Annotated in this window: 24 protein-coding genes; 1 reads left to right on the forward strand and 23 read right to left on the reverse strand. The window is 40.0% G+C overall.

All coding sequences use genetic code 11. The annotated features are described in order from the left end of the window. Positions 1-247: 247 nt before the first annotated feature. The 11 genes from dinG to BGM26_RS08790 form a co-directional block, all read right to left on the reverse strand. Complete coding sequence (dinG, locus tag BGM26_RS08740) at positions 248-3052, reverse strand: ATP-dependent DNA helicase DinG (protein WP_217039434.1); 2805 nt, start codon at positions 3050-3052, stop codon at positions 248-250. Between the two features lie 264 nt (positions 3053-3316). Beyond that, a complete protein-coding gene (gene panD / locus BGM26_RS08745) occupies positions 3317-3700 on the reverse strand; it encodes an aspartate 1-decarboxylase (RefSeq protein ID WP_217039435.1) in 384 nt (127 codons plus the stop codon). A 15-nt stretch (positions 3701-3715) separates the two neighbouring features. Continuing rightward, on the reverse strand, positions 3716-4567 hold the full coding sequence (gene panC / locus BGM26_RS08750) for a pantoate--beta-alanine ligase (RefSeq protein WP_217039437.1): 852 nt from the start codon (positions 4565-4567) through the stop codon (positions 3716-3718). Then, positions 4564-5400 (reverse strand): 3-methyl-2-oxobutanoate hydroxymethyltransferase, encoded by an 837-nt coding sequence (panB, locus tag BGM26_RS08755; protein WP_217039438.1) that lies wholly within the window; start codon positions 5398-5400, stop codon positions 4564-4566. Before panB ends, panC begins: the two co-directional genes overlap by 4 nt. Before the next feature lie 315 nt (positions 5401-5715). Then, positions 5716-6699 (reverse strand): biotin--[acetyl-CoA-carboxylase] ligase, encoded by a 984-nt coding sequence (locus tag BGM26_RS08760; RefSeq protein ID WP_217039439.1) that lies wholly within the window; start codon positions 6697-6699, stop codon positions 5716-5718. Next, positions 6684-7883 carry a CCA tRNA nucleotidyltransferase gene (locus BGM26_RS08765; RefSeq protein WP_217039441.1) on the reverse strand — a complete coding sequence of 400 codons (1200 nt, stop codon included), beginning with the start codon at positions 7881-7883 and terminating at the stop codon, positions 6684-6686. The genes BGM26_RS08760 and BGM26_RS08765 overlap by 16 nt, the downstream gene beginning before the upstream one ends. Then, the gene (bshA, locus tag BGM26_RS08770) at positions 7880-9025 is read right to left on the reverse strand and encodes an N-acetyl-alpha-D-glucosaminyl L-malate synthase BshA (protein ID WP_217039443.1); all 1146 of its coding nucleotides are present in this window, start codon (positions 9023-9025) and stop codon (positions 7880-7882) included. Before bshA ends, BGM26_RS08765 begins: the two co-directional genes overlap by 4 nt. After that, on the reverse strand, positions 9022-9738 hold the full coding sequence (bshB1, locus tag BGM26_RS08775) for a bacillithiol biosynthesis deacetylase BshB1 (RefSeq protein ID WP_217040717.1): 717 nt from the start codon (positions 9736-9738) through the stop codon (positions 9022-9024). Before bshB1 ends, bshA begins: the two co-directional genes overlap by 4 nt. After that, positions 9725-10150 carry a methylglyoxal synthase gene (gene mgsA / locus BGM26_RS08780; RefSeq protein WP_217039446.1) on the reverse strand — a complete coding sequence of 142 codons (426 nt, stop codon included), beginning with the start codon at positions 10148-10150 and terminating at the stop codon, positions 9725-9727. Before mgsA ends, bshB1 begins: the two co-directional genes overlap by 14 nt. Before the next feature lie 14 nt (positions 10151-10164). Next, positions 10165-10965, reverse strand: coding sequence for a 4-hydroxy-tetrahydrodipicolinate reductase (dapB, locus tag BGM26_RS08785; RefSeq protein ID WP_217039448.1), 801 nt, complete (start codon positions 10963-10965; stop codon positions 10165-10167). Between the two features lie 13 nt (positions 10966-10978). Next, a complete protein-coding gene (locus tag BGM26_RS08790) occupies positions 10979-11308 on the reverse strand; it encodes a nucleotide pyrophosphohydrolase (protein WP_217039450.1) in 330 nt (109 codons plus the stop codon). Positions 11309-11682: 374 nt separating this feature from the next. Between BGM26_RS08790 and BGM26_RS08795 the strand changes: the two genes are divergently transcribed. Then, on the forward strand, positions 11683-12555 hold the full coding sequence (locus tag BGM26_RS08795) for a YitT family protein (protein WP_217039451.1): 873 nt from the start codon (positions 11683-11685) through the stop codon (positions 12553-12555). An 84-nt stretch (positions 12556-12639) separates the two neighbouring features. Here the strand turns inward: BGM26_RS08795 and BGM26_RS08800 are convergent, their stop codons facing one another. From BGM26_RS08800 to BGM26_RS08855, 12 genes are all read right to left on the reverse strand, one after another. Continuing rightward, positions 12640-13320: a zinc metallopeptidase gene (locus tag BGM26_RS08800; RefSeq protein ID WP_217039453.1), complete on the reverse strand. Its 681-nt coding sequence runs from the start codon at positions 13318-13320 to the stop codon at positions 12640-12642. Positions 13321-13396: 76 nt separating this feature from the next. Beyond that, positions 13397-14191 carry a sporulation protein YpjB gene (ypjB, locus tag BGM26_RS08805; RefSeq protein ID WP_217039454.1) on the reverse strand — a complete coding sequence of 265 codons (795 nt, stop codon included), beginning with the start codon at positions 14189-14191 and terminating at the stop codon, positions 13397-13399. 342 nt (positions 14192-14533) lie between these two features. Then, positions 14534-15124, reverse strand: a complete 591-nt coding sequence (gene lhaT / locus BGM26_RS08810) for a lipoprotein heptaprenylglyceryl N-acetyltransferase LhaT (RefSeq protein ID WP_217039455.1) — start codon at positions 15122-15124, stop codon at positions 14534-14536. Between the two features lie 139 nt (positions 15125-15263). Next, on the reverse strand, positions 15264-16031 hold the full coding sequence (locus BGM26_RS08815; protein WP_217039456.1) for a menaquinol-cytochrome c reductase cytochrome b/c subunit: 768 nt from the start codon (positions 16029-16031) through the stop codon (positions 15264-15266). A gap of 48 nt (positions 16032-16079) precedes the next feature. Beyond that, a complete protein-coding gene (gene qcrB / locus BGM26_RS08820) occupies positions 16080-16754 on the reverse strand; it encodes a menaquinol-cytochrome c reductase cytochrome b subunit (RefSeq protein ID WP_217039457.1) in 675 nt (224 codons plus the stop codon). A 3-nt stretch (positions 16755-16757) separates the two neighbouring features. Beyond that, on the reverse strand, positions 16758-17264 hold the full coding sequence (locus BGM26_RS08825) for a Rieske (2Fe-2S) protein (protein ID WP_217039458.1): 507 nt from the start codon (positions 17262-17264) through the stop codon (positions 16758-16760). A 149-nt stretch (positions 17265-17413) separates the two neighbouring features. Further along, on the reverse strand, positions 17414-17878 hold the full coding sequence (locus BGM26_RS08830; RefSeq protein ID WP_217039460.1) for a YpiF family protein: 465 nt from the start codon (positions 17876-17878) through the stop codon (positions 17414-17416). A gap of 127 nt (positions 17879-18005) precedes the next feature. Then, positions 18006-18551, reverse strand: a complete 546-nt coding sequence (locus BGM26_RS08835; protein WP_217039462.1) for a ReoY family proteolytic degradation factor — start codon at positions 18549-18551, stop codon at positions 18006-18008. A 180-nt stretch (positions 18552-18731) separates the two neighbouring features. Further along, positions 18732-19988 (reverse strand): tetratricopeptide repeat protein, encoded by a 1257-nt coding sequence (locus tag BGM26_RS08840; RefSeq protein WP_217039464.1) that lies wholly within the window; start codon positions 19986-19988, stop codon positions 18732-18734. Between the two features lie 26 nt (positions 19989-20014). Beyond that, positions 20015-20914, reverse strand: coding sequence for a hypothetical protein (locus BGM26_RS08845; RefSeq protein WP_217039465.1), 900 nt, complete (start codon positions 20912-20914; stop codon positions 20015-20017). Positions 20915-21148: 234 nt separating this feature from the next. Next, the gene (gene aroA / locus BGM26_RS08850) at positions 21149-22438 is read right to left on the reverse strand and encodes a 3-phosphoshikimate 1-carboxyvinyltransferase (RefSeq protein WP_217039466.1); all 1290 of its coding nucleotides are present in this window, start codon (positions 22436-22438) and stop codon (positions 21149-21151) included. Positions 22439-22763: 325 nt separating this feature from the next. Next, positions 22764-23870, reverse strand: a complete 1107-nt coding sequence (locus BGM26_RS08855) for a prephenate dehydrogenase (RefSeq protein WP_217039467.1) — start codon at positions 23868-23870, stop codon at positions 22764-22766. Between the last annotated feature and the right edge of the window lie 7 nt (positions 23871-23877).

Raw genomic sequence — 23877 nt, forward strand, 5'->3', positions numbered from 1 at the left:
AGTTGATTTCCGCTCCAGGAGCTCGCTTTCCGCGGGGCGGGCGGTGAGCCTCCTCGGCGCTCAGCGCCTGTGGGGTCTCACCTGTCCCGCTACTCCCGCAGGACATTGAATAAGCTTCCTTGAATTATCAACGCACGAAGGAAATGCGATAGCATTTTCGAGGATCTCGCACCTTCCGCTCCAAACAATTTTATCCAAAACCCATTTAAAAACAACAATCATTTAGAAAACAGCCTCTATATAAAGTTTAAAGCCACTTATTTATTAGGTCGACCATTTCATCAATTTTGCTTTTTTCCACTGGGATTGATGGAATTGATTCTAAAAAGGCCTTCCCGTATTTTGTCGTCACCATCCTGCGATCAAAAACAAAAATAAAACCCCGGTCGTTTTTCGTTCTGATTAATCTACCGAAGCCTTGTTTAAAACGAATGACCGCTTCAGGCAAGGAATAATCTGAGAATGGATTTCCCCCATTCTCCTTTATTTGGCTGCATTTCGCCTCTGTCAAAGGTTCATCTGGGGGTGAAAACGGCAATCTGACAATAATTAAGCATGTCAAATCTTCTCCTGGAATATCTACACCTTCCCAAAAGCTGCTTGTGCCAAGTAAAATCGCTTTTTCAAAACGCTGAAAATTCCTTGTTAATCTAGAACGGCTTCCGCTCGATATCCCTTGGGCGATGATGGCGAAATCGTGAAGAAATCCGGACTCTTTAATGAGATCATACGTTTTTCGGAGCATTTCATGGGAGGTAAATAAAATCAGCATCCTCCCTTTTGTTGCTTCCGCGATTGTGATGATATGTTCGCTGATCGAAGCGACGTATTCTTCCAATGGAACGGCGTTTACTTCTGGCAAATCTTCCGGAATAATCAACTTTACTTGTTCCTTGTAATTAAAAGGAGATTGGATTTTCTGGGTCGAACATTCTGACGTTTGCAGTCCAAGCTCATTGAGCATATAGCTGAACGAATTTTTTACGGATAAGGTAGCAGATGTAATGATCGCACTTTCCTTTTTCTTGAAAAAATGCTCCTTTAAATAATCTGCAACTGCAACCGGCTGTGCATAAACAGTCGTCGCATTTTGCATCGATCTTACATCCATTTCAATCCACGAGACAAACCCATCTTCAGGTCGCAAAAATATATTTCTAATAATGACAATGATGTCTTTTAAATCCTCAAGCAATGAAAAGAGTTCTTCCATAAAAGATTTTTCACGGGCTGTTAATGATTCCTGAACCTTCCCAATCAAATCTAACCTTTTACTTATTGCTTGAATGAAATCTTTCAAAAGGAACATAAACCGTTCCGCACCTGTTTCAACCGCTCGCCATTCGGCGCTTGATTCCGCTGCTGTGAAACGGCAGCTTACACGGTTAAATCCCTTTTTCGATTTCGATTTCTTTTTGGCATACATCCCGATAACTTTGAACAGTTCGTCCATTTCGTATAAAAGCTCTGTCATCATTTGATTGACTTCAAATGAATGAAGCAAGTCATTTCCGTCGAGCCCGTCTTTTTCTAATATATGCTCCAGTTTGTAAAGCAATTGTTTTTGCTCGATCAGTCCAATTTGGCCAAGAATGAAACGAATCGTTACATAATCAAAAGTATAGCCAAAATGTTTGCCTGACACTTTCACGAAATGATGGCCTTCATCGATCACAACATGGCTATAGTCTGGCAATATTTTATTTTCGGCAACGAGATCGGTTAATAAAAAAGAATGGTTGGTGATAATGATGTCAGCCTTTGAAGCTTCTTTTCTCGTTCGCAAATAAAAATCTCTTGAAAGCCATGCTTTATTTTGCCGAAAGGCCGTCTCATCATTTTTAACTTTATTCCAATAAATCATGCCACCGCTCGACAAATTTAACTCGTCAATGTCTCCTGTACTCGTTTCTGTAAGCCAAACAAGGATTTGCATTTTCGACAAAATGGTATCGTAATTATCATCTTGATCTTTTAATGTCTGCTCAAACTTAGCCAGGCTTAAATAATGACTTCTACCCTTCAGCAATACAGCTTTCACCGGAAAGGGAAGCATTTTTTGCAGTTTTGGCATATCATTGGATAGCAATTGTTCCTGCAGCTGTGTCGTATAAGTACTAATCACCACTGTTTGCCCATTTTCTTTACTGAATAATGCGGCCGGAATTAAATAAGCTAACGATTTGCCGACACCCGTGCCAGCTTCAATCATCGCATGCCTCTTTTCGTTGAAAGCATGATAAACAGAGTCCATCATCATAAATTGACCTGATCTGATTTCAAAGGAGGTAAAGGACTTTTTAAAAAGAGCAGTTTTTTCGGATTCGTCAATCGGATAATCCATTTTTTCTTTATTGGAAATTAATTCGTCTTGAATAAGTGCTTTTTTCAATGTAATGCCACGATGAATTTCGAGAAAATCAGGAATCGTTTCAATTGTCGCTTCTTTTTTTAAAATAATATTGTCGATGAGTTGTGCTAAATCACTTTTCAAGCCGCCTGAAAGCTTCTGAAGCTGTTGAACTGTATTCAGAGGCAATCGTTCAAGACGCGCCAAAAGAAGCAATAACAGCTCTGCAGTCACATATGCATCACTATCTGCCTGATGCGGGCGTTCATGGTTTAGCCCTTCCCTTAAAGCCAATTCCGATAATTGAAAGCTGTCTGCTGTTGGCATCAGTGCTCTCGACATTTCAACTGTATCTAAAATTGGGCCGTAAAAGCCGTTATATCCTGCCTCAATTAATTCTTCCTGTAAAAATAAAAGATCAAAAAGGACGTTATGTGCGACAAAATAACCGCCATCTAATAAGGTTAAAACTTTCGGCGCTATTTCAGAAAATATTGGCGCATCCTTTACCATATCATCATTTAAACCCGTTAATTCCTCAATAAAAGGTGGAATAGGCTGACCAGGATTGACAAAAGAAGAATATTCTTCAACTATTTTTCCATTTTCAATCACTGCAGCAGCAAACTGTATTATTTTATCACCCTTTTTCGGGGCGTTTCCAGTTGTTTCTAAATCGATCACAACATATTTATTACTCATGCTACACACCTCTAACATTCAGTCAATCAAACGGTATCATAAAAACGGAAAAAGAAAAAGGCATACAGCTTCCTAATCATTAATTTTCTTCGACTTACGGGCACTTTCCCGATTCTATCGAGCACTTTATGAGCGGTCCTTGCTCATGCGAGGCGGTTGATCACCTCACAATTAAGCTTACCTGAACAATTCCTTACACATAATAAAAGGCCTGACCGGTTCTATATCCGGTCGGCCTAAAGATCTTGGTTCAATCATATTCGCTTAAAAGATTGTTCTTTCCGGCTCTTTATCAACCATTTCTTTAATTTTATTGTTTTCATCCATAATGGCCACCCTCGGTTGATGGTTCACTACGTTTTCCTCTGGAATCATCGCATACGAAATGATAATGACAATATCCCCTTCTTGCACAAGTCGAGCAGCTGCACCGTTCACACAGATAACGCCACTTCCTCGTTCCCCTGAGATGATATACGTTTCAAATCTTGCTCCGTTGTTGTTGTTGACAATTTGGACCTTTTCATTTGGAACCATCCCAACAGCATCAAGGATATTCGCATCAATTGTAATGCTTCCTACATAATTTAAATTAGCTTCAGTTATGACAGCACGGTGAATTTTGCCGTTCATCATGGTGCGAAACATGATAGTCCCCCTCAATCAATTATCAATAGTGATGATCAAATTATCAATTAGCCTTGCCTTTGAAAATTTCACCGCTAAGGCAACAATAATCGTTCCCTCTAATCTAGCTATTTCTTTTAAGCTTGGATAGGAATAGATTTCAACGTAATCAATGATCCCATCGGTCTTTTCTTCGATAAGCGTTTTGATAAAAGCGATGATTGTTTTCGGATTTTTTTCCCCTTCTTCGATCATTGCCTTTGCTTCATTCAGGCTTTGATATAGGACAGGCGCCTGTTCTCGTTCTTTCTTGTTCAAGTTTACATTTCTTGAGCTTTTCGCAAGGCCATCATGTTCTCGAACCGTTTCAACCGGAACGATTTCTAAAGGGAAGTTAAGATCCTTTACAAGGCCGTCGATGACAGCGATTTGCTGTGCATCTTTCATCCCAAAATATGCTTTCGTAGGCTGAACAATATTAAAAAGTTTTGTCACTACTGTTGCAACGCCATCAAAATGCCCTGGGCGAGATTTTCCGCATAATACTTCCGTTCTATCTTCAACTTTAATAATGACTGAAGAAGGCCCTTGATACATTTCCTCTACTGTTGGAAAAAATACCATGTCAACATTTTGCTGTTCTGCAAGCTTCTGATCACGTTCGAAGTCACGCGGATACGAACTAAGGTCTTCTTTCGGGCCAAATTGAAGAGGATTGACGAATATGCTTACGACAACAAGATCGTTTTCTTCTCTTGCTTTTTTCATCAGTGTCAAATGACCTTCATGCAAAAAGCCCATTGTCGGAACAAAACCGATTGATTTTCCTGCTTTTTTTTCCTGCTGGATCGTTGTTTGCATTTCATTAATCGTGGTAATAATTTTCATGCTTTTCCTCCATATAAACTAAGAAGTTCTTCTTCTTTCATTGAAAAGCTATGCTGGTCTTCTGGAAAATTCCCTTTTTTCACTTCTGAAATATAATTGTTTATTCCTTGTTCAATGATGTCATCCACGTTAGCAAATGATTTGACAAACTTTGGTACCCGATCAACCCCATAAGTAAGGATATCATGATAGACAAGTACTTGTCCGTCTGTATTTGCTCCGGCACCGATACCGATCGTTGGGATCGTTAATGAGGATGAAAGTTCCTTGGCTAGTTGCTTTGGTACGCATTCGAGCACAATTGCACAAGCCCCTGCTTGTTCACATTTTTTCGCATCCGCCAATAACTTCCCAGCCGCCGCGGCATTTTTCCCTTGGACTTTATACCCTCCTAATACACCAACTGATTGCGGTGTAAGACCAAGATGAGCTACGACCGGGATTCCTGCTTTCGTTAAAGCTTCGATGTGATAAATCACTTCATCTGCGCCTTCAACTTTAACAGCATGTGCACCTGTTTCCTGAATGAGCTTCGCACCATTTATAAGCGTATCCCGGACAGATAAATGATAGCTCATAAATGGCATGTCGATGACAATAAATGTCTCTTTTGCTCCCCTTCTAACTGCCTTCCCATGGTGAATCATGTCATCCATCGTTACTGGAATGGTGGAATCATAGCCTAAAACGACCATTCCGAGAGAATCACCGACCAAAATCATGTCTACCTCTGATTTTTCAGCCTGTTTTGCACTAGGATAATCATAGGCCGTTAACATTACAATTTTCTCACCATTTTGTTTCATTCTCAAAAAATCCGTCGTTTGCTTCATCTTAAGTCCTCCCTTTTTTAAACGAAATAACTGAACACACCGGTTTTCTTCATCTTGTGTAGGTTATGCCGTCTACGTTCTTTTTAGGAAGAGGAGATAAAACATTCACAAATAAATAAAAAATCCTTCTGAAGGCAGAAGGATTCTGAATTTTAGCTCATTGTTGTGTCTCATCCCTCTGTCCCGGTCCAAAAATGGATCTAGGCAGATTATCATAAATTTATAAAATTCATAAAGGTGCAGTTCAACAAGAGGATACTGCCCAACAAAAGTATAACAAATATTTAATCCGATTGACTACATAAACTTTTTTACTTATGATTCAAGCTCTATATCAGCTGAATAGACATGGTGGATCTTACCCGATGGGTCCTCAATCATCAGAACCCCGTCTTCTGTTATTCCCAATGCTTTTCCGTAAATGCTACCTGTTAAAGTTCTTGCCGTAATATTTTTTCCGATGCTGACCGCATAACTTTCCCATAGAAGCTTGATTGGATAAAATCCTTTTTCTAGATAAAGCAGATACAACTGCTCTAATTTATGAAGAAGCATCTTAATCACTTCGGCCCGCTGAAGCTTTTCCCCTATTTCAATCGATAGTGAAGTTGCAATCGCTTTTAGTTCTTCCGGAAAGTCATCCTGCTGCTGATTCACATTCATGCCTAACCCAATAATGATGGATATGATCCGATCGGCATCAGCCTGAAGCTCCGTTAAGATGCCGGTTACCTTTTTCCCGTTTAACAAAATATCATTTGGCCATTTAATTTGCGGTGAAAGGGCAGTTAATTCTTCAATTGCTTGAACAACCGCGACTGCAGCGATAAGAGTAAGCTGGGGGGCTTTTGGAGGCGGAATATTTGGCCGTAGAATCACACTCATCCATATACCCGTAAATTTAGGCGAATGCCATGGACGATCCATTCTACCCCTGCCTGATAGTTGCTCTTCCGCAATAACGATCGTACCTTCCGGTGAATCTTCATTTACGAGGTGATGAGCAATTTTTTGCGTCGAATCCACACTTTCCTCGTAATGAATATGTCTGCCCAAAAACGCAGTCTTCAATCCGAGCCTAATTTCGTCTGCAGTCACTCGTTCAGGAGTACTGATAATCCGATACCCTTTTCTCCTTACAGCTTCAAGCTCAAAACCATCCTTCCGCAATTCTTCGATATGCTTCCAGACAGCTGTCCTTGAACAGCCGATGACATCAGCTAAATGCTGTCCGGATAGATAATCATCGGTATGGTTTGTAAAAGCATCAAGCAATTTCTTTCTCAGCTCTGATTGCACCTTATCAGCCACTCCCTTATCGATTCTTTACGATTGCTAATTTCTCTAGTAATAACTGCGTTTTCGGCCATTTCCAGTTTCTCTCTTATCCATGGACCAGGTTTCATTTGAAACCACTCCTGCAAATCAGTTCCTGTTACCTGCAGCTCACTACGCTGTTTAATGGGCAGGAATTCAAACATGGCTGATACATGATTTAATTCGTGATTAGCATTTTGGTTTTGCAAGACATTATAGAGTCTTTCCGTGCCTTTCGCTGTTTCGATACCTGCCTGAAATAGGGCACTGGCAGTCCAATCAGCTTTCAGCCTAAAGTCTAGCCCGATTAATATGGAAATAATCTTCTTTATTTTTTTTATAGGAAGTTTCCATTCTTTTAAAAATGGCTCTACTTCGCTTCGTTCCAATCCAAACACATGAATAAGAAATACCCACATTTCTACAACCGTCAGCTGGCAGCAGTTAAACTGAACAGAGCGATGTAAACCGTCTAAATAAGGAGCCATACCTGGCAAAAATTTATACAGCCCTGTGTCAGCAAGTGATTGAAGCGCGTTGATCCGATTTTTCCCCATTAATAACTTTTCAAATTCGATCAGCTTTCTTTCCACTGCAATTTTTTCAAGTAAATACCCTGAGGAAACTAAAGCATCCCAAGTTTGGGTTTCAATTTCAAAACCCAGTTGGCTATAAAATCTTACAGCCCGCATCATTCTTAAAGCATCTTCATTAAAACGATCCTCCGGCTTACCGACTGTTTTAATTATTTTTTCCTTAATCGATTGCCTGCCATGAAACGGATCTGTGAACCGCCCGGTTTTATCCATGGCAATCGCATTCATCGTAAAATCCCTTCGCTGCAAGTCTTCCCGTAAAGATCGAATAAACTGAACTTCTGACGGTCTTCTAAAGTCCATATATTCCGATTCCGTTCGAAAGGTTGTAACCTCGTATGGGGTTCCGTTGAAGAGAACGACAATCGTTCCATGTTCGATCCCGACATCGACCGTTTTTGGAAAGATCGCTTTTATTTCTTGAGGTGTAGCTGAAGTTGCAATATCAACATCAGCTATTTCCTCACCAAGTAGACAATCCCTGACAGAGCCGCCGACAAAATAAGCCTCATAGCCCGCATCCTCAATTTTTGTTAACAGAGGGATGGCTTTCAGAAATGGCTCTTTCATATTACCTCCCCATTCTTTAGGAGACCGTAGTAAATATCTTCATATTGTTCAACGATGATTTCCGCTCGAAACTTATTATAGGCTGTCGAAATTGCCTCCTTTGAAAACCTTTTGTGCAGAGTTACATCGGTCAGCAAAGAAATCCCTTTCTCCGCAATCGCTGGAATGTCACCTAGCTCACATAAAAATCCGTTTATTCCATTTGTGATTACCTCTGGAATCCCGCCGACATTTGTCCCAATGCAAGGGACGCCGCAGGCCATCGCTTCGAGTGCCACGAGACCAAAGCTTTCTTTTTCCGAAAGCAACAGCATGAGATCGCTAATGGAGTAGAGTTCTTCAAGATTATCCTGTTTACCAAGAAATCTCACCTTATCACTAATCCCTAAATGACTAACTAGACTACAAATAACAGTCATTTCAGGGCCGTCACCGACTAAAAGAAGCTTTGCTGGAACCTGTTCAGCAATTCGCACAAAGGCTTTGACAACATCCTTCACCCTTTTAACCCCACGGAAATTAGAAACATGGATGACAACCTTTTCCCCTTCGTTAATTCCGAGTTCTTTTCGCAGGTAGGAAGAGTTGGTTAATCGATATACCCGTTCGTCAATGAAATTATAAACGACCTCTATCTGTTTTTCTGGTTTTATCAATTCATATGTTTCCTCAATTAATGATTTTGAAACAGCCGTCACAGCATCTGATTTTTCGATGCCGAACCGGATAGCACCCGAAAGAGAGGGATCATGGCCAAGAATCGTAATATCTGTCCCATGGAGGGTTGTAACGATTTTGAAATCTTTTCCGCTCATTTGTTTAGCTAAAATGGCACAAACCGCATGCGGAATGGCGTAATGAACATGAAGGATGTCAAGATTTTCACGGTTGATCACCTCAGCCATCTTACTTGCAAGCGCAATATCATAAGGCGAATATTGAAAAACCGAATATTGATTTACCTCGACTTGATGGTAAAAAATATTAGTGTACATTTTATTCAATCGAAAAGGAAGGCTTGAGGAAATAAAATGAATTTCATGACCCTTCTCTGCGAGCATTTTACCTAATTCAGTTGCAATTGCTCCCGATCCCCCGATGGTCGGGTAACATGTAATACCAATTTTTAATTTTGCATTCATATTTCTTCTCCAAATAAATCAAGATTCATAATGAGGGGGTTCTTCGCTTTAAAACCTTCCGCATATGTAACACCTGCTTGTTTGCCGAATAAACTTTCCCGTGCCTGAATCGTTTCAATATAGCCGTTGACTAATGGCGTATCGAAGCTTTCGGCACTTTTTGTAAACTGGCTTTTATAAGCCTGCAAACTAGCTATTTTTTTATCCATGGTTGCTGAGACATCAATGACGAAATCAGGCTCATGAAACCCATTAATCATATAAAAATAGATATTTTTAACCCGGTGAGGAAGCAGATTATCCTCAGTTTGGTAGTTTTTAATGCCTGCCGAAAAAACAGCTTCCTCAACGAGGCGTGCACACCCGCCATGATCTGGATGGCGATCCTTAAAATAAGGGGCAAAAATAAGACTTGGCCGGTATTTTCGAATGATTGATACGATTTCTTTTATGTATTCCTGATTGATAAAAAGTCCTCGATCAGGCAAATTAAGCGTTTCTCTCATTTCTACGCCTAATATTTCAGCAGCATCCATTGCTTCTTTTTTCCGCATTTCAACGGTTCCATTTGAGGATAATTCAGCTTTAGTTAAATCACAAATGCCAATTTTCTTACCGAAGGCTGCATATTTTGCAATGGTCGCACCCATCCCAATTTCTACGTCATCTGCATGGGCACCGAATGCAAGGATATCAAGATTATTTTTGGCCATCCTCATCACCGCTTCTCCCATTCACAATTGTTCTCCATGATAAATCTCCACGTTCCAGCCCTTTGATGAGAATTTCTGCTGTACCCATATTCGTAGCTAATGGAACGGAATAAACATCACATAGACGTATTAACGCAGAAATATCAGGCTCATGTGGCTGAGCAGTCAATGGATCCCTGAAAAAAATAACGATATCCATTTTATTATTCGCAACTAATGCACCAATTTCTTGATCCCCTCCAAATGGACCGGATTGAAATCGGTGAACATTTAAGCCTGTTTCTTGCATGATTCGTGAGCCGGTTGTTCCGGTAGCAAAAAGACGATGTTCGGCTAACACCCCTTTATAGGCAGTTGCAAAGCCAACAATATCATCCTTTTTCTGATCGTGAGCAATCAATGCGATGTTCATTATATCATCACCTTCTATTCGATTATTTTTTCAAGCCCATACACTAATGAATCAATCTTCATTACTGTATCGACCGCAAGTTTGACTCCCGACATAAATGATGCACGGTTATACGAGTCATGGCGAATGGTCAATGTTTGTCCTTCAGAGCCAAACATCACCTGCTGATGGGCGATCAAACCGGGCAATCTTACGGAATGGATATGCATGCCATCATAGTTTGCCCCTCTAGCACCTGCGATTGTTTCCTTTTCGTCTGGATGACCTTGCGCTTTCTCATGTCTTACTTCTGCGATCATCTCTGCTGTTTTCACAGCTGTTCCAGACGGCGCATCTAGCTTTTGATCATGATGCAATTCAATAATTTCCACATCATGGAAATACTTACCTGTTAATTGAGCAAATTTCATCATTAAGACTGCACCTAGCGCAAAGTTTGGTGCAATAATACAACCAAGTCTCTTTTCTTCACATAATAATTCAAGTTCCTTTAAATCTTCTTTAGAAAATCCAGTCGTTCCGACAACGGGTCTGACGCCATATTCCAAGGCAGTTTTCGTATGTAACATCCCAAATTCTGGGGTCGTCAAGTCTATTAATACGTCGGTCTTCGTTTTCTGAAAACATTCTGACATATCTGTGAAAACAGGGATATCTAATCCGTGAAAGCCTTCTGAATCACTGAGAAGCCCACCTCCATTTTTATGGTCGACAACAGCAATTAAATGATAATTTTCTAAACTATGTACTAGCTGAACCGCTTCTCTGCCCATACGTCCGCGTGGGCCGGCTATAACAATATTTACTTTTTCCATCTGATTTTCTCCTTTACTCCTCTATTCTCGTCCAACGATCTTTGTCACGGGTATTAAATTTATTCATGACAAGATTATGTGCTTCCTCTAAGTCAATGTTTAGTGCGTTCGCAAAGCAGATGAGCACAAACAGCATATCGCCAAGCTCCTCTTCAATCGCTTTTTCTGCTTCCATCGTTTTCTTCGGTTTTTCCCCAAATTGATGATTAACTTCCCTAGCTAGCTCACCCAATTCTTCCGTCATTCTAGCTAGCATGGCAAGCGGGCTGAAATACCCTTCCTTGAATTGACCTATGTATGAATCTACTTCTGTTTGAAGCTCTTTCATCGTTTTACCCTTCACGCAATGATCCACCTTTTCTTAAAATACGGCTCTGTCAGAGAATGTTGTTGAGAGATCCGCGCCATTCCGCGTAGCAATTTTCCTTGTGCTTGAAAGGATAATCGCCCCGCTATCATTCAACACTATGAATTGAAAAGCCAAAAACGAAAAATGAAGACTATATAGTTTTTCTCCTTTCATGTTAGCTAAACAAATTGTGTTTTACAAATATTTTTTCCTTGAAGGATGAATACCCATTACTTCTTTGACTTTATCGCAGATTAACGGGCAGTAAAACCCCCACTGAGTGAAGTTTCACTTTATTGCTCTTAGATTTGGTATCTTATATAATTATATACGCTTTGAAGGGAAAATTCAGGAAGAGGAGGAACTTTATGCGATTAGGCTTAAAATTTAAAAATACTTTCTTTATCATTTTTGGAGCAGCCATTTTTTCGTTCGGACTCGTCCATTTTAATATGCAAAATAACTTATCGGAAGGCGGATTTACCGGGATTACATTACTTTTATATTTTCTCTTTAAATGGGACCCATCCTATACAAATTTATTGTTAAATATTCCGCTTTTCATTATCGGATGGAAATTACTCGGAAAAAATGCGTTTTTATATACACTCATTGGAACGGTTAGCGTGTCTGTTTTTTTATGGATTTTTCAGCGCAATCAAATTTATATGCCGCTTAATGAAGATTTAACGTTAGCCTCTCTGTTTGCAGGGGTTTCGATTGGAATCGGTCTCGGGATCATTTTCCGCTACGGCGGCACAACGGGTGGTGTCGATATCATCGCTCGGTTAGCACAAAAATATGCCGGGGTCAGCATGGGAAAAACAATGTTCCTTTTCGATGCGTCTGTCATCACCGTTTCGTTAATTTTCTATTTATCCTACAAAGAGGCGATGTATACACTCGTCGCTGTTTTTGTCGGAGCCCGGGTGATTGATTTCATGCAGGAAGGTGCGTATGCCGCAAGAGGAGCAATGATCATCTCTGAGTTAAACGAAGAAATCGCCACTAAAATTATGAACGAGATGGATCGAGGCGTAACTGTCTTAAAGGGGCATGGATCTTTTACAAAGAAAGAAAGGGAAGTGCTTTATTGTGTGGTTGGAAAAAATGAAATTGTCCGCTTAAAAAATGTAATAACTTCCGTTGATCCACATGCATTTGTCTCTGTCAGCGTAGTCCATGATGTCCTTGGCGAAGGCTTTACCTTGGATGAAAATAAGAAACCTCTTGAGCATTAAATAAGTGTTTGAAAACGGAAAACTGCTAAAATTTAAATTTAACATCTTCCATCGAAAGAAAAAAACCAGCCGCCGTGGCTGGTTTTAATCTTGTCTTTGCATGCCCGTGTAAATAAGAATAAGGCGAAGCAGTTCCATTACCGCGACTGCTGCCGCTGCAACATATGTCAATGCCGCTGCATTCAAGACTTTTTTTGTTTCCCTCTCTTCATCGTTTCGGATTACTCCTAGAGAAACAACCTCGTCCATCGCCCGGCTTGATGCGTTGAACTCAACCGGAAGCGTGACGAGCTGAAATACGACAGCTGCTGCCATAAAGATAATTCCTAATAATACGAATTTACTCATTCCTGCAAGGAAACCGATCATTATCAGTATCCAGGAAAAATTAGAGCCTATGTTCGCGACTGGGACAAGTGAATGGCGGAGGCGTAAAAACGCATAATCCTGCTGATCCTGAATGGCATGTCCCACCTCATGGGCTGCAATTGCTGCCGCTGCAACAGAATGGCCATGGTAGTTATCTGTTGACAAGCGAACCGTCTTCGTTCGAGGATCATAATGATCTGATAAATGGCCTCGCGTCTCTTCTATCCCTACTTCATATAAACCATTCGAATCTAATATTCTTCTAGCTACTTCAGCACCTCTCATCTGTGATGAAGCAGGAACTTGTGAGTACTTTTTATATGCTCCTTTAACTTTCATCTGTGCCCAAAGGGGAACTAAAATGATGATGGCAAAATAAATAAGAAATCCTCCCATTTTGCATCTCCTTTTCAAGCATAATTCTTGGTAAATTGTATTTATACTCTCATTGTATTTTTTCCGAATATTACTGTCAATCTTTATGCTCTCTCGAATGGTCCTTCACTTTCTCTTGAGCTCCTTTATACTTTCTCCATCCTACATAGGATAATGTAAGTATAATAATGCTGCCAGTCGAAATGATTACCCACCAAAGAGAAGGATCTGCCTCATCTTCAGCCATATCATCAAAAATCAGCTGTAAATCAGCCTCTAATGCTTCAAGTTCTTGCTTGCTTGATGCTTCAGTTAATACTTTAGGGCGATATTGATCAATAAACTGAATCCTTGCATCCAATTGTTGGAGTCTTTCAGCTTTCACATTTATTTTCATACTTGGGTAGATCATGTCATATAAAGACAAGAACGTATTGAAATTCGTATGAAAATGCTCACTATTTCCAACGTATGCCGCTTCCTTCACATCAGCAACAACTGTCATAACCGTTGATTCCATTTCTGTCCAAAGTGGCTGATATGGAGATGTGATCGCATCCATGACAAGTCTAAACTTAGTGACCCGATTTATTTTTTCATTATGATTCATTGTCGCATTGGCGGTAGCTTGTACAGCTTCATCATGCGAAAGTGTCACAATTCGCAATTCATCTGTTGTAAAAGGCCTCTCTGTGCCAGAAACCGAAACAAATTGGTCAGAAAAATAATCCAATAGCCTTTTTGCATCTTCGTACCTATGGAGCTTCACCATTCGAAGCGCTTCATCTGATAATTGATCTAATCTATCAACAGGTGAGGTTTCATCTGCAATTACTGATACAGGCATTAGAAGAAATATCATTACGGCCATAATAATAAACCTTGCTTTCATTCTTGTCCCCCCTCAAATTACTATTAAATATGTATGAGGAAGCGGACAAGGTTAGACCAGAAAGTCTATCAACTATAGCAATTTCAAATGGTAAAATGGAACTTTTTTTAATTGGCTGTTTTCGTAAACCTTGTTGCTTTTTCAAATTGATTTTATATAAAAATCTGAGTTGATTGGAGCGGAGGGCACTTGACTCCTACGGGAAATAGAGGGAACGGGAGACCCCACAGGCGGTAACGCCGAGGAGGCTCCCGGCCCTCCCCGTGGAAAGCAAGTGCCCGCAGCGGAAATCAACGGGCTAAATTTAAGGCTAAAAACAACAATATATGCGAAAACAGTCTTTTAAATATTAAGTTTGAATCGATCTTTTCTAATGCATAAATAGTAGCCGATTCCTAAAGAAACAATACTCAGCCAAAATGTAAAATATCCGATTTGTGGGATATATAAATCTAAAATGGGATAACGCGGCAACATAAAAAACACATAGTCAATTACATCATTATGTAACGTCCAGATGCCTGCAACGACAAGATGCCAGACTTTCATCCGGTAAAATGGTGCATAAAGCACTCCTTGTACAGCCATAGCCCCATGGGAGAATATGAGCATGAGCGCAATTGGATCAAGGTCACCTGCCACTCGATATACTAATAAGTTCATGACAACTGCCCATATCCCATACTTAAATAAAGTAACGATAGCTAAAGCCTCAAAAAGCGGCCAGTTCGTCCTCAGCACAAACGCAATTAATACAAATACAAAAAATAAACTTGCCGTCGGACTATCTGGCACAAATGGCAAGAAGATTGCTGGAGTATCAACGAGCTGCCACTTATACCAATAGTATCCATAAATTGTGCCCGCAATATTGATGACTAAGAGAAGCCACAACACCGCTCGGTTAGCTAAAATAGGATAAATCCACCTCATAATTGTCCTCTTCTCTTTTTTTGTAAATATATCCTTCATTATTTTACCATAAAGATACGATCGAAAAATGTCAATTTTATTTAGAACCTGTGATTGCGTACAAAAAAGCTGACGAAAATACGTCAGCTTTTTATATTGATTATTTACTTGTAAGGGTTGAGATAAACTCAGCTAGTTTGTCCAACTCTTCATCAGTACCTTTGAACATACCAGGTGGCATCGCACCTTTACCGTTATGAGCAATATCTTTCACTTCGTCCGGAGTTAATCCAGTATCAATCAAGGCAGGTGAACCAGCTCCACCTTGAAGCTCTCCTCCATGACAAGATAAGCAAGAATTTGCTTCGAGAATTTTGTAGCCTTCAGCTTCTGTATCAATATCAACTTTGGCGACAATTTTCCCTTGGTTTGCAGCAGCTTCCCAATCATGATAAGCCACTGATTCCCATGTTAAGTATGTGATCCCAGCAATGGCTAATAGCATAAAGCCTGTTGCTAACGGGCGCTTGGACGGGCGACGTTCAGGTCCACGGTCAATAAATGGAGCCAATAATAATCCTCCGAAAGCTAGTCCCGGGATAATAAAAGCACCTACAGCATTATATGGGCCAGATGCGTAAGAATATTTAAGCAATTGGTATAAGAATAAGAAATACCAGTCTGGCAGCGGAATATATGCCGTATCACTCGGATCAGCTATTTTTTCAAGTGGAGGCTCATGTGCAATTGTCAAACATAAAAAACCGACTAGGAAAACGGCTCCAACCATCCATTCCTTTAAAAGGAAGTTAGGCCAGAACGCCTCTGTTTTCCCTGGATATTCCGAATAATCCTTCGGAATGTTCGGTGTACGTTCGGCAGGAATACGAGAGTCTCCTACGAATTTCATACCTTTTCCACGATGCATTGGGCGATTCCCCCTCCTTTATCAAAAAAATCATATGTTCAAAATATTTTACAATGGTCCGGAAATACCTTGTTTACGGATCATTATGAAGTGAGCAGCCATTAAGCCAAACAGAGCTGCTGGTAAGAAAAATACATGAATCGCGAAGAAACGAGTAATGGTTTGTGCACCGACAATATCCGCATCTCCAGCAATTAACATTTTTAAATAATCCCCAATTAACGGAGTAGATTCAATAATTTGCATTGTAACTTTTGTAGCAAAAAGGGCTTTCATATCCCAAGGCAATAAGTAACCAGTCAGACCAAGTGCAAGCATGACGAAGAAAATAAGCACACCGACAACCCAGTTTAATTCACGTGGCTTCTTGTAAGCTCCTTGGAAGAAAACGCGTAACGTATGTAGGAACATCATTACGATTACTAAACTAGCACCCCAGTGATGCATGCCGCGGACAATTTGTCCAAATGCAACATGGTTTTGTAAGTAATACACGGATTCCCATGCATTTTTAATATCCGGAACATAATACATCGTTAAGAACATTCCAGATAAGATTTGAATAACGGTAACAAAGAACGTTAAACCGCCGAAGCAGTATACGAAAGCAGAAAAGTGATGTGCAGGGTTAACATGCTCAGGCACTTCATGATCTGCAATATCGCGCCACATAGGCGTAATATCTAAACGTTCATCTACCCAATCATAAATTTTGTTTAACAATGATTACGCCTCCTTTCGCGGCTCAGCTTTACCTAAATATAGGAAGCCGTCTACTTCTTTGTAAGGATATACATCTAACGGTGCAAATGGCGGAGTTCCCGGGACATTCGTACCATCTTTCGTATAAAGTCCTCCATGACATGGACAGAAGAAATGGTTTTGGTTTGCTTTGTCTGTATCCCAGTCCACTACGCAGCCTAAGTGTTTACAAACCGGCGATAAGGCAACAATTTCTCCTTTGTCATCCTTGTACACCCATGCAGTACCTGTGACTTCAGATGAATACCAAGCATCTTGCTGCTCAAATTTAAAGTCAACTCGTGTTGGTACATCTGTAACATCAGCAACTTTTTGAGACGTTGGAATAAAATCACTTTCAGCTTTAGCTTGCAATACCGGGTCAACAGCAAATCGAACCATTGGCATTAACATACCTGCGGCCATGAAACCGCCTACACCTGTAAGAGTATAGTTTAGGAATTGACGTCTAGAAACACGATTTTCGCTCATACTTTTCCCCCCTCTATTATGAAGTTAAGTCCAACGGACAGAATTCAACACAATATAAAACTAGGACATAACCATGATATATCAATCTTTATTGAAGGTCAATATAATCTGTGTCTAAAACATGTCAAGTGTGTGACTATTATATGTTCTTAATCGGCAGATTGCCATTTTTGCATAAACAGAGTCAACAGCTGCTTTACTTGATCGTCTAGAATAGAAGCTCTAGAGCTTTCTTCTATATGCTCGAGAGGCAAGGACGGCATCCAGATAAGATCCCCTTCCAGCTCACTTTCAACTGCCTTCCAGCCGCTATCTGATGTAATATAGAATACGTGTTTAAATTCTTTTGCAAATAATTCCGACTCCCATGCCCGAATATCACTGACAAGCTTGTCCTCATTTGTTGATTTTAAATAGGTGTATCCAGGCAGCATCAGCAGCCTTCCTCTAAACTGCCTTTCGAGCTGGACACTTAATAAAGTGATAAACTCAGACATCGCAGCCGTTTGTTTAATATCATCTCCTAGTGAAACGGGGAGCAATGGGATTGCAACTGTATCTACATATTCCTTCGACTTAATGAACATACCAATATCCTGAGAATTCCATTTCATGTGTGCTTCACTCCATTATCCATTTTTACCATTTTCATCATATCACTATAATTGTACAGCTACAAAAGGAAAATTAATTAATTTATTGCTAAAAAACAAAAAGCCTGCTAACAGATAGCAAGCGAATTTAATGCTTTTTCAGTCTTTTTAGTTGTTCCGTTAAAAGCAAAAAGGTTTTCTCGTCCTGATTATCTAATGCTTCATCTATTTTCCGCAAAAGATTTTCTCTTTGAAACTTCTCCAAACTGCCAACAAGGAACCTTTCAGCAATCAGACTATCTTTCTCACTAATTTGGAGACTTTTTGGCATAAACGGATTTTCTTCAAGTACGGCTACATACTGATGAGCCTTGTTCGATGCATGGAAGTTTAACTGAATGAAAATATCTTCATCGCGGTTCAGCCTTATGTCATGAAATGATTTCTCAGCATCTGTCGTCATCACATTCTCCTTATAAAAGCGAAACGGGACTTCGTCCACACAATGAGTAGACATGATTAAACCTTTTGGACAATATTGTGCCTGTTCAACAAAATGGACTTTTTCCATTAGCTGGTCATGGCTCATTAAGTAATTCAAGATCCAGACGCATTCTCGCCTTTTTAATTGATAATGATTAAGAAACCAGCGAATAAAATCTTTCTTCTCGTTGACAGATACAGGGGCTGACATGTTAGATTCCCTCCTCTGCTGTATTGAAAAACGCTAAGCGTTTTTCTTGAAGTGAGAGGTGAGAGGTAAGATTGGAGAAATCGGCAAAGCAGCCGATTTATTTATCTATTCGTTTCGTTCCAAATCTGAACCTTCAACCTCAATTTTCTTTTTTATCAAAAATATCAAGTTGTCTATTCATCATTCTGAAAGCCTTTGTAAAACATCCTGATATTCGATATTACTTGGATCCATTATTATTAGCTTATTAAATATTTCGGCAGCTTCAGCTCTTTTTCCTTCTTCTATTAAAAAATATCCATAATCCGAAAGAAATTCTGGCTGTTCCTTAAAGAAAGTATATGCGGATTGATATTTGTTTAATGCCTGGGAAAATTCTTCAAGCTGCTGATAAGCAATCGCTGCATCCCAGAGGATTCGTGGTTCTTCTTCCTCAAAATCATTCAGCAAGCCGGCGATATCTAAAACATCTTCATATCTTTCCTGCTTGAGAAATAATTTAGTTAAAGTTACGGCAGCTTCAGTAAATTCAGGATCAAGCGCAAGCGCCTCCCTCATTAATTGTTCCGCTTCGTCTTCCTTACCCATTTTAAGTGCAAGCTTCCCGCCGTAAAAATAGAGGTCTTTATTGAATTCATCCTGCTGTATGCCCATTTTGACTGCATGGGAGCTGTTTTCTAGCTCATTTTCGAGCTCATACGCTCTAGCAAGATTCAAATATAAAGAATGGTATTCCGGGTCAAGCTCTTTAAGCTCATTAAATTTTTCAATTGCCGTTCTGTTAAAGCCTGCTTGGAGTGCAGTAAATGCGTAGCTGAAAAGGGTGTTAATTTCGATCTTATCATCGAGTGCCTTTTCATAATACGCCATTGCTTCTTCAAAGGCCCCGCCTACACTAAGGACTTCTGCCATTCTTTGATTTACATTTATACCAGCTATAACATCATCCGTTCTTAAAACTTTTTCATATGCCTTTGTCGCCTCTAAAAACTTTCCTTGCTCAGCGTATAGCTCGCCAAGTGCAAAATCAATAATGACCTCATTTGGCAAGATGCCTTTCGCCTTTAACAGCTTTTGTTCGCTTACTTCGTACAGCCCTTCCATTTGATAAAGGTCTGCTAATAATAAAAGGGATTGGGGGTAACTTGGATCATCGTCATTTATCCGCTCCAGAACGAGTATCGCTTCATCCTCTTTCCCAAGGTCGATATGGGTTTCAGCTAAGAGAACGAGGAGCTCGCCCTCTTCAGGATAAGATTCAAGCAGTCTTTCAAACAATGCTTTTGCTTCTTCAATAAACCCAAATTGGAACAGTTCTTCTCCAAGTACGAACCTTTCCTCGTGAGAACCATTTAATAATATTTGTTTATAATGTTGTATTGCTTCTTCATGCCGGCCATTTTCTAAAAGCGACATGATATTGTTCACTTTATCCATTGTAATTTTCCTTTCGGGACTAATTCTTATGTCGTAAAGAATGATGGGATATTTATTTTAACATGCTCGCCAAAGCCCGGGCGAAAAACCACATGATCACAAGCTCTAATGACTTCGCCTTTATGAACAGTAACAACAAGCTTATGTCTATGATAATGAAACAGATCGGGTTCTTCAATATTTATGATTTCCCCGCTCTTCATGTAGAGATTATACGATAATTCACGGCCCTGCTGTATACTTGATTTAAGCGGAAAGATGCCTATTTTAGATAATACAGGATATGGGATTGGTTCATTTTCTTTTATTTCATCTTTAACAGACGGAATTTTTTCTTCTCCCATTACTTTCTTCCATTCCGTTTTTGCTTGTTTCTCTTCTCTTTCGTTCATGCTCGAAAAAATCGGAATAAGGGGACTGTTATAAGGAAAAATTGCTTCCCGAATCCATCCCCAAGGAATATTATATAGCTCGTTCGCATTCTTAATCTCGACAAAGACAGCAGGAACTTTTTCTCGTTTGCATTTTCTTAAGAAAGATGGAGTCAATGTACGAATGGGAACCCGTACTCCAATAATATAATCGATCGGACTATTTAACAATTGCGTCTTTACCCGTTTGATTTCCTTTTCCATCGCATATTCATGACCGACAGAAGCCATTGTCAGAAAGGCAATGCATCCTTTAAGGATAAATTCATCAATAAAAAACTTTTTCATTTCTTGAAATGACTTTTCAAATGGAAAATTTTTATTCAAAAGAATTGGTGCAGGGGCCATTATAAATGGATCTGCGTCCATCTTCATAAACCGGTACCGATTAAAAATTGGTTTTATTGCTGTAATTTTTCCGTTATCAATCAGGAGTGATACTTTGTTAATTTCCTGGTCCTTTAAGATATTGGCATTTTCAATAATATAAGTCATAATACCCCCCTCTTTAACGGTCTTATGACAAGCTATGTAATTTCCCGATAAATATGACAAAAAAACCTATTAAGAGCTGAATGCAGGCTCTTAATAGGTTTTAAAATTAGGCTATTTTCGTAAGCTTTGTTGCTATTTAACCAAAATGAGGTGTAGTTGATTTCCGCTCCAATCACTCTCATACATTACCTATTTAAAAACAACAATCATTTAGAAAACAGCCTATAATTATTATTAAGTAAGGCTTTTTAGGTGAGCAAAGAATGAAGGATATGAGATATAGATCGCTTGCTCATTTTCAAGTAAAACCTCGTTCTTGCTGATCGCAGCAGCTATGGCAAGCATCATCCCTATTCGGTGATCTCCATAACTTGAGACAGTGCCGCCGCCTGATAACGACGTCCTTCCTTTAATGATCATGCCATCATCTGTTGCCCTAATATCAGCACCGAGTTTAGTCAGCTCTGCGACGACTGTGTCGATTCGGTTTGTTTCTTTCACTTTCAATTCCTGTGCATCTTTAATGACCGTCTCCCCTTCAGCCTGTGTGGCTAAAAGAGCAATGACAGGTATTTCATCTATTAGTCTAGGAATCATTTCACCATCAATCGTGATCCCCTTAAGAGCGGACGTCTTAATCACGATATCACCAACAGGTTCAAAAGAATTCTCTTCATGCGGAATAATCGTTAAATCAGCACCCATTTCCTTCATGACATCAATGATCCCTGTTCTTGTCGGATTTAAACCGACATTTTTTAAAATGATTTCACTGTTAGGCACAATCGCACCTGCAACTAAAAAGAAAGCTGCTGATGAAATATCTCCAGGAACTTGTACATGAGTACCAGTTAATTGCTGGCCCCCCTTTATTCGGACTGTCCGTCCGTCAATCTCGATATCCCCGCCAAACTGCTTAATCATTCTTTCCGTATGATCTCTCGTCTTTTCCGGTTCTATGACAGTGGTGGTCCCAGTTGCCTGTAAGCCTGCAAACAGGATCGATGATTTTACCTGTGCACTTGCTACAGGCATCTCATACTCGATCCCTACTAGGTTCCCCCCCTGAATGGATAACGGCGTCAATTCACCGTTCTTTCTGCCCTGGATGACAGCCCCCATCGAACGGAGTGGCTTTGTTACTCTTGTCATCGGTCTTTTTCCAATGGATTCGTCTCCGATTAAAACCGAATGGAGTGGACGTCCTGCTAAAATTCCTGCTAATAATCGGATCGTCGTTCCCGAGTTCCCTACATCTAGTATTTCCGAAGGTTCTTGGAGACCCTCTAATCCATTCCCATAAATAACGACCTTATCATCCTGCTGTTCAATCGATACACCTAGTTTCTTAAAACATGCAATCGTATTTAAACAGTCTTCTCCCAATAGAAAGTTTGTAACTGTTGTCTTTCCTTCTGCTAGCGCTCCAAACATTATCGAGCGATGGGATATCGATTTATCACCAGGGATATAAATTTCACCCCTCAAGCCGTGAATATTTGTTTGAAGTTTGATTGGCTCCATAATAATCACCCTTTTTTAGCTGATTTATTCTCTTTTCTCTTGGCTGTTTTCGCATGTATTGTTGTTCTTGCATTAAAGTTTGTCCGTTGATTTCCGCTGCGGGCACTTTCTTTCCGCGGGAGTCAAGTACCCTCCGCTCCAATTAACTCAGATTATTTTAAAAAGTCACATTATAAAAGCACCAAACTTTACGAAAACAGCCTTTATCCTTTAATCCCATTGTCAAAATCAAATTCAACTTGGCGTATTTGCCCCATAAAAAAATTAGATACCTATTTGCATTGTCTCGCCACTAATATCGTGTAAAGACTTCTGCTGAATCTGGTTATAGACCAATGGTTGTTTCATAACTTGTGTGGTTGTGAATGCACAAAGCGGCCCGGTCTCTGTCTTCTTCCGTTTGGAAGCTAATCACAAGAATCCCGTATATCTCCACGCGCGTTTCCCGAATGCGAATATTTGTAATACTAATTTCCTCTTTAGCAAGAAGGCCGGTAATTTCCGAAATTACCCCCGGATAGTCAGGGACATCAACAAATAAATCGTAAAAGGCCGGGATGGCTCCTCTTTGTTTTTGCGGCAATTCATCCCTGAATTGCTTCGCCCGATAGAAATAGTCAAAAATCTCTTCACTATTTTCTGATTCAAGCATGCCTGCGACTTTACCCATTTCTTCTTGCCAGTTCGCTAACAGATGTAACAATACTTCTTTATTATGTAGTAAAATGTCCCTCCACATTTCGGGACTGCTTGAAGCAATTCTCGTGACGTCACGAAAACCGCCGGCCGCGAGCCTCGGAATAAGCTTCTGTGTTTCACTCGATTTTTCCGCCTGATGAACAAGGGAAGCAGCAATTACATGGGGAAAATGACTAATAACTCCTGTCAGATAATCATGTTCGTCAGGAGTCATTTTTAAAAATCTTGCTTTTGTCCCTGCTAGCCATTCTTGCAATTGATGGATTTGTTCCTCATGAATATGTTCTTCAGGTGTCAATAAATAGAAGGCATTTTCAAATAAAATAGATTTTGCAGCAGCAACGCCGCTTTTATGAGAGCCTGCCATTGGATGACCGCCGATAAAGGTAATTCCTTTTTGTTTCAGATTCCCAGCGATTTGGACAATTTCCTTTTTCGTACTGCCAGCGTCTGAAATAATAACTTCTTTTTTAAGGTTTGCATGTTCCAGGATCCCTAGAATCCTTTCTGACTCTTTGACCGGAGTAGCAATTAAAATTAAATCAGCCCTCTGGGCTCCTTCTTCGATAGAATCTGCCGTTTCATCAACAACGCCAAGCATTTTCGCCAGTCTTGTTTGCTTTTCATTTACATCATAACCAATAATAATGGCATCTTCATGCGTTTTCTTTATACATAATGCCAGTGAGCCCCCAATTAAGCCTAACCCAATGACAAATACTCGGCCTTCCATTAGCTCA

This window comes from Bacillus sp. FJAT-29790 (assembly GCF_019039215.1).
Classification (GTDB): Bacteria; Bacillota; Bacilli; order Bacillales; family Cytobacillaceae; genus Cytobacillus.

What these genes read in the sequence shown, in the direction of transcription:
- dinG (WP_217039434.1), bottom strand. Translation starts at nt 3,052, where the DNA reads ATGAGTAATAAATATGTTGTGATCGATTTAGAAACAACTGGAAACGCC.
- panD (WP_217039435.1), bottom strand. Translation starts at nt 3,700, where the DNA reads ATGTTTCGCACCATGATGAACGGCAAAATTCACCGTGCTGTCATAACT.
- panC (WP_217039437.1), bottom strand. Translation starts at nt 4,567, where the DNA reads ATGAAAATTATTACCACGATTAATGAAATGCAAACAACGATCCAGCAG.
- panB (WP_217039438.1), bottom strand. Translation starts at nt 5,400, where the DNA reads ATGAAGCAAACGACGGATTTTTTGAGAATGAAACAAAATGGTGAGAAA.
- BGM26_RS08765 (WP_217039441.1), bottom strand. Translation starts at nt 7,883, where the DNA reads ATGAAAGAGCCATTTCTGAAAGCCATCCCTCTGTTAACAAAAATTGAG.
- bshA (WP_217039443.1), bottom strand. Translation starts at nt 9,025, where the DNA reads ATGAATGCAAAATTAAAAATTGGTATTACATGTTACCCGACCATCGGG.
- bshB1 (WP_217040717.1), bottom strand. Translation starts at nt 9,738, where the DNA reads ATGGCCAAAAATAATCTTGATATCCTTGCATTCGGTGCCCATGCAGAT.
- mgsA (WP_217039446.1), bottom strand. Translation starts at nt 10,150, where the DNA reads ATGAACATCGCATTGATTGCTCACGATCAGAAAAAGGATGATATTGTT.
- dapB (WP_217039448.1), bottom strand. Translation starts at nt 10,965, where the DNA reads ATGGAAAAAGTAAATATTGTTATAGCCGGCCCACGCGGACGTATGGGC.
- BGM26_RS08795 (WP_217039451.1), top strand. Translation starts at nt 11,683, where the DNA reads ATGCGATTAGGCTTAAAATTTAAAAATACTTTCTTTATCATTTTTGGA.
- BGM26_RS08800 (WP_217039453.1), bottom strand. Translation starts at nt 13,320, where the DNA reads ATGGGAGGATTTCTTATTTATTTTGCCATCATCATTTTAGTTCCCCTT.
- ypjB (WP_217039454.1), bottom strand. Translation starts at nt 14,191, where the DNA reads ATGAAAGCAAGGTTTATTATTATGGCCGTAATGATATTTCTTCTAATG.
- lhaT (WP_217039455.1), bottom strand. Translation starts at nt 15,124, where the DNA reads ATGAGGTGGATTTATCCTATTTTAGCTAACCGAGCGGTGTTGTGGCTT.
- BGM26_RS08815 (WP_217039456.1), bottom strand. Translation starts at nt 16,031, where the DNA reads ATGCATCGTGGAAAAGGTATGAAATTCGTAGGAGACTCTCGTATTCCT.
- BGM26_RS08825 (WP_217039458.1), bottom strand. Translation starts at nt 17,264, where the DNA reads ATGAGCGAAAATCGTGTTTCTAGACGTCAATTCCTAAACTATACTCTT.
- BGM26_RS08830 (WP_217039460.1), bottom strand. Translation starts at nt 17,878, where the DNA reads ATGAAATGGAATTCTCAGGATATTGGTATGTTCATTAAGTCGAAGGAA.
- BGM26_RS08835 (WP_217039462.1), bottom strand. Translation starts at nt 18,551, where the DNA reads ATGTCAGCCCCTGTATCTGTCAACGAGAAGAAAGATTTTATTCGCTGG.
- BGM26_RS08840 (WP_217039464.1), bottom strand. Translation starts at nt 19,988, where the DNA reads ATGGATAAAGTGAACAATATCATGTCGCTTTTAGAAAATGGCCGGCAT.
- BGM26_RS08845 (WP_217039465.1), bottom strand. Translation starts at nt 20,914, where the DNA reads ATGACTTATATTATTGAAAATGCCAATATCTTAAAGGACCAGGAAATT.
- aroA (WP_217039466.1), bottom strand. Translation starts at nt 22,438, where the DNA reads ATGGAGCCAATCAAACTTCAAACAAATATTCACGGCTTGAGGGGTGAA.
- BGM26_RS08855 (WP_217039467.1), bottom strand. Translation starts at nt 23,870, where the DNA reads ATGGAAGGCCGAGTATTTGTCATTGGGTTAGGCTTAATTGGGGGCTCA.